The sequence below is a fragment of the bacterium genome, from assembly GCA_021372775.1.
In the GTDB taxonomy this organism is placed as follows: Bacteria; Acidobacteriota; Polarisedimenticolia; order J045; family J045; genus JAJFTU01.
Genome location: JAJFTU010000381.1, coordinates 1 through 4,711, shown reverse-complemented (window position 1 = coordinate 4,711; position 4,711 = coordinate 1). Strand labels below are relative to the sequence as shown.

General features: G+C 70.5%; 7 protein-coding genes. 2 read left to right on the top strand and 5 right to left on the bottom strand.

Annotated features, from left to right (window positions below; translation table 11 throughout):
* Positions 1-373, bottom strand: a 373-nt coding sequence (locus tag LLG88_12570; GenBank protein MCE5247738.1) for an iron-containing alcohol dehydrogenase, incomplete at its 3' end; no start/stop codon positions are given.
* 136 nt (positions 374-509) lie between these two features.
* Positions 510-926 (bottom strand): DUF3788 family protein, encoded by a 417-nt coding sequence (locus LLG88_12565; protein ID MCE5247737.1) that lies wholly within the window; start codon positions 924-926, stop codon positions 510-512.
* A gap of 238 nt (positions 927-1,164) precedes the next feature.
* Between LLG88_12565 and LLG88_12560 the strand changes: the two genes are divergently transcribed.
* Together LLG88_12560 and LLG88_12555 are read left to right on the top strand one after the other, a co-directional pair.
* Complete coding sequence (locus tag LLG88_12560; GenBank protein ID MCE5247736.1) at positions 1,165-2,097, top strand: transposase; 933 nt, start codon at positions 1,165-1,167, stop codon at positions 2,095-2,097.
* The gene (locus LLG88_12555; GenBank protein ID MCE5247735.1) at positions 2,090-2,614 is read left to right on the top strand and encodes a hypothetical protein; all 525 of its coding nucleotides are present in this window, start codon (positions 2,090-2,092) and stop codon (positions 2,612-2,614) included. Before LLG88_12560 ends, LLG88_12555 begins: the two co-directional genes overlap by 8 nt.
* A 15-nt stretch (positions 2,615-2,629) precedes the next feature.
* Here LLG88_12555 and LLG88_12550 read toward each other — a convergent pair whose 3' ends face one another.
* The 3 genes from LLG88_12550 to LLG88_12540 all read right to left on the bottom strand — a co-directional run.
* Complete coding sequence (locus tag LLG88_12550; protein ID MCE5247734.1) at positions 2,630-3,445, bottom strand: nucleotidyl transferase AbiEii/AbiGii toxin family protein; 816 nt, start codon at positions 3,443-3,445, stop codon at positions 2,630-2,632.
* Positions 3,442-4,236 carry a type IV toxin-antitoxin system AbiEi family antitoxin gene (locus tag LLG88_12545; GenBank protein MCE5247733.1) on the bottom strand — a complete coding sequence of 265 codons (795 nt, stop codon included), beginning with the start codon at positions 4,234-4,236 and terminating at the stop codon, positions 3,442-3,444. The genes LLG88_12550 and LLG88_12545 overlap by 4 nt, the downstream gene beginning before the upstream one ends.
* Before the next feature lie 249 nt (positions 4,237-4,485).
* Positions 4,486-4,711: hypothetical protein (locus tag LLG88_12540; GenBank protein ID MCE5247732.1), on the bottom strand; the 226-nt coding region annotated here is incomplete at its 5' end.

The window sequence follows — 4,711 nt, the reverse complement described above, 5'->3', positions numbered from 1 at the left end:
CCGTGCCGCCGGAGACGTAGTCCCAGTAGTCGCCGTCGTTCCGCGCCATCACGGCGATCGCCTTCGCCGCGTCGATGCTGCTCCCGCCGCCGAGGCCGACCACGAAGTCGCACCCCAGCTCGCGGGCGAGCGCGGCGCCCTGCATGACGTGCTTCTTGATCGGGTTGGCGACGATCTTGTCGAAGACGACGCGCTCCGCGCCGGCGAGGTCGAGCTCCTTCTCCACGCGCGCGAGGTAGCCGTTGGCGCGGACGCTCTTCCCCGCCGAGACGACGATCAGCGCCTTGCGGCCGGGGAGCTTCTGTTCATGAAGTCGGTTCAGCTGTCCGGCGCCGAAGAGGATCCGGGTCGGCATGTAGTAGGTGAAGTTCATCGCGAGCCTCCGCATCGCGGCGTCGGCCGGCCTGCGCCGCCGCGCCGCGAACAGTGGAGAGGCTAGCCGCGGCCTTCCCGAACCGCACTTGCACGACGCGCCAACGCGCATGCAAAACGCGCCACGCGCCCGCGGTCTACCTGCGGTCGGCCTTCAGCCCGATCAGCGCCCCGGCGTCCCGCGCCGTCCGCTCGTCGGCGACGAGCAGCAGGAGGAAGCGCCCGTCCTTCAGCGGCTCCGACGATTCGAGAACAGCCTTCGCCCGCGGACCAAGCGGCAGGTCGAAGGCCGGCGCCCATTCCTTCCGGACGAGATTGATCCCGAGCAGCGGACCTTCCGGCGTCGGATAGAGGCCGGCGAGCGGCCCCGACTTCCGGCGGAAGTCGAGCCGCCAGCCGTACTTCGGCCCATACGACTTCCAGCTGCCGCGCGCGCCGGCCGCCTCTTCAAGCGCCGCCGCGAGCGCCTTCCAGCGCGTCAGCCCCTCGCCGAGCATCCGCTCGACGGCTTCCGGATTCGGGGGACCGAACTCGTGCGGGAATCCGCTGATCATCGGCGCTGGCCTCCCTCGCGGCGCGTCGATCCGTTCGTGCGTCGCGCGTTGCGCATCCGCTCGTCACATCTTAGGCCGCGGCGGCCGTCCGCTTCCGGCCCCGCCGGAGCGCGAAGGCCGGGCGCGTTCCTGTCGCCGTCGCGCACCGGCGCGCGACGCGGCTTCGCCGAGGCGGCTTGGGAATTCGGGACGCGGCGCTATGATGACCTCTCGCGGGTGTTCGAGTCCCGGGGGGAACATGGATTTCTTCGCGCTCGACGTCGAGACGGCCAACTTCGACCGATCGCGCATCTGCCAGTTGGGCATCGTCGCGTTTCGCTCGGGCGTCGCCGAGCTCTGCTGGAAGTCGCTGATCGATCCCGAAGATCTCTTCCGGCCGGAGGCGACCGCGATCCACGGGATCGACGCGGAAGCCGTCCGCGGGGCGCCGACATGGCCCGAGGTCTACGGGGACGTCTCCTCGATGATCGGCGGCCAGCTCGTCGTGGCTCACTCCACGTTCGACAGTTCGGCCGTCGGCGGGGCGTGCGAGCGTTACGGCCTGGCGCAGATTGCGTGCCGCTGGGTCGACTCGGTGAAGTTGGCGCGGCGCGTCTGGCCCGACTTGGGAGCGCGCGGGTACAACCTCGGGAACCTCGCTTCGCGCTTGGGAATCCGCTTCGAGCACCACGACGCGGCCGAGGACGCCTGGGCGGCGGGCCAGATCGCCGTTCGCGCCGCGCGGGAGGGTCGGATCACGCTCGCCGACTGGGCGGAGCCAGCGAGTCCGCCGGCCGGACCGCCCGCCGTGTCGAGCCGTAGCCGGTGGTGCGGCTGCGCGGTCGGCCACGGCGCCGAAAAGCGGTCGGGGGTCGCGGGCGGACGGCTCGGAGGGGAGACCGTCGTCTTTACCGGCGAACTGACGATGTCGCGCGCGGACGCGGCCGACCTCGCGGCGGCGGCCGGGTGCGACGTCGGGGCGTCGGTCACGCGGAAGACGACGATCCTCGTCGTCGGCGCCCGCAACGCCGCCGATTTCGGGAACGTCGAGAAGAGCACGAAGCAACGGCGCGCCGAGGATCTGATCGCCGCGGGGAGACCGATCCGGATCGTTTGCGAGCGGGAGTTTCGCGCGTTGCTCGAAACCACGGTCGTCGGCGCGGGCAGAGATGGGAGCGAGAACGATGGCTGAGCAAGGGGTGCTGTTCGACAAGACGTTCGACCAGCAGGTCGCGCTTGCGGGCACCGACGTCGAGTCCGCCGACATCTCGCCGAATCGGCGCATCGCGGCGGAGGTTGTGTTCGAGCCGCTGCAGGGCGGCGTGCGGGTCACCGCGCGCGACGAGAGCCACCGCATGCTCTGGGGCTTCGTCGGGTCGAAGGACATGCTCGGGACGATCCACTGCCCCGTCGCGATCTACGACACGCTCCGCGCCCTTCTCGGCGACGAACTCGCCCGCAACGGGCTGCCTGCGCCGGCGGCCGCCGAGGATATGCAGGCGGCGCGCGACGCGATCGAGAACCTGCGCGAGACGATCAGCCGGCTCGAAGAGACGCTGGACGTGAAGAAGGAGTCGTCCGCGACGCACACCCGCGCCAAGGAGATCGCGAGGGCTCTTGCAGACGCCCGCAGCCAGATCCACCTCGAAGTGACCGTGCCCGAGAAGAAGGCGGACAACAAGCGGACGTCGTCGAAGCGCAAGAAGTAGGCCCCGTCTCTTGCGCTATTCCCCGCCCCGCCACGGCTCGCCCGGAATCAGGGGGACGATCTGGCTCTGGACATAGCGAGCCGCCTCCTCGACGCTCCATGCGAAGTCCGGCGCGACGAGCGGCGCGATGTCCCCGATGAATGCGCCGTCGGCCAGCTTCTCCCGCAGGTTCATTTCGAACTCGGCACGCGTGACCCGCAGACCGGTCCGCTCAAGGTAGCGTCCGAAGCACTCGACGACCCGCGCCGGCGAAACGCCCGGGTTTCGGCCGGCGACAAAGAGATCGAACAGATCGCGGCCCTTCTTTCGTTGGTACAGCGCGCGCAGCTTCGTGCCGAGGAGCCCGTCCAGGCAGTAGGTCGTGATCCGCGCGTCGCCGGAGAACCACCGCGAGCGCACGGCGAAGTCCCTTTCTTCGAAGCCAAACACGGAGAAGTGCTCGCGCGTGTTGACCTCGACCTTGAGGCGCAGCGGCGTCGGCGGCCGCGCCTCGGACTCCGCGCGGTAGACGAGCGTCACCCCGCCGCCCTTGACGATGCGACGCGGCGTCCCGAGCCACGGATCGAGCGCTTGCCGAACTGCGTCGAGCAGGTCGCCGACCGGCTCCGCCGCGACCTGGACCAAATCGATGTCTTCGGAGTACCGCGTCGGCGGCCGCACATAGAGCTTGTAGAGCGCGGTCCCGCCGCGGAAAGCCAGACGCCTTGACGCCGCGGGATCGCCGAATATGGCGGCGAGGGCGCGCGAGACGACGAGGTCTTGCTCGACCTGCGCGTCGGCCGTCCACGGGGCCTGCGAGCGCCACTCGGTGATGTAGTCGAACGGGATCACGATTCCGGCTCGACCGCTTCGTTGACGAGCAGCCGCCAGCGTCGGTCGCGCGCCGCGCCGACGACGGTTCGTCCCGGCCGCAGCGGCGCGTACTCCTTCGCCAACGACGCGACGCGTTCGGCCAAGGGCGCGGCGACGCCCGCGGCGCCGGCGCGCTCCAGCAGGTATCCCAAACGCTGCGACCAGGGGAGCGGAGCGTGTTCCGCTTCGGCGAGCAGCTTCCCCGCGTCGAGCCGCTCGGCGAGGTCGGCGAGGACGGTGGCGACGTTCGAGAGTCCGCCTGCGCGCGACGAGTACCCGACGAGGTCGAAAGCCGTCGCCTCCGGCGTCGCGACCTGCAGGACGCCGCGCAACGTGTTCCGCTGCACGGTGGGAACTTCGCCGACGTTGCCGCGCGCCACGAACTCGACGCGCACGCGGCCGCAGCGAATCTCCGCGCGGCTCGTCGCCACCACCGTCTGGAAGACCATCGCCGCCTGGTGCGCCGCGCCGTACAGGCTCGCTGCGGAAAGAAGGCCGGCGTAGTAGGTCAGGCCGAGGTGCGCCATGAGTTGGGGCACGAACTGCTCCGCCGGCAGGCATCCGAGCGCGCGGTACTCCGGCGGGACGACGACGTGGAAGCCCCGAAAAGGCGCCGCGACGCGTCCCGCCGCGCGAAGCCGACGAAGAGCCGCGCGCACGGCGACGCACGACGAACCCGAAGCGGCCGCGGCCTCCTCGGTCGTGAAGTGGTAGCGCCCCGCGGCGGCGAGATCGTCGATGTAGGCGGCGATGTTCACGGCCTTATTCACGGATCCACACGACGAAAGTAACGCCGAGCGTTACTTTTCTCAACTAGATCCGGAATTGAAGGGCTCGATCTCGCCATCACTATTTCGAAGCCGTGCCCCTCGCGGGGCGCCGTCGCGACCTCGGCGGACGCGGATGGAACATCGGCCGCAGCCGACAGTCGCGCGTCGCGAGGCGACGAGCCGGCAGACTTCCCAGGTTCCCCGCCGCCCCGGTGATCGCCACCGTCCTTGCTTCGTCTACGGCGCGCCTCAAGGGCACGAAGCCGCGTCGTGGATCGCGCGCGCCGTCGAGGCGCCGCGCCCGAGCGAGCCTTCGCCCTGCGCGTTGTAGCCGGCGACGAGATACCACTCGGCGTTCCCCGCGCCCGGCGCGCCGGAGAGGATCGATCCCGTGGTCGTCGCCGTTCCGTCGTAGACCGGGCAGGCCGGCGCGCCCGTGGGCAGGCTCGCCAGTACGGCCGCGTCGCCGCGGTAG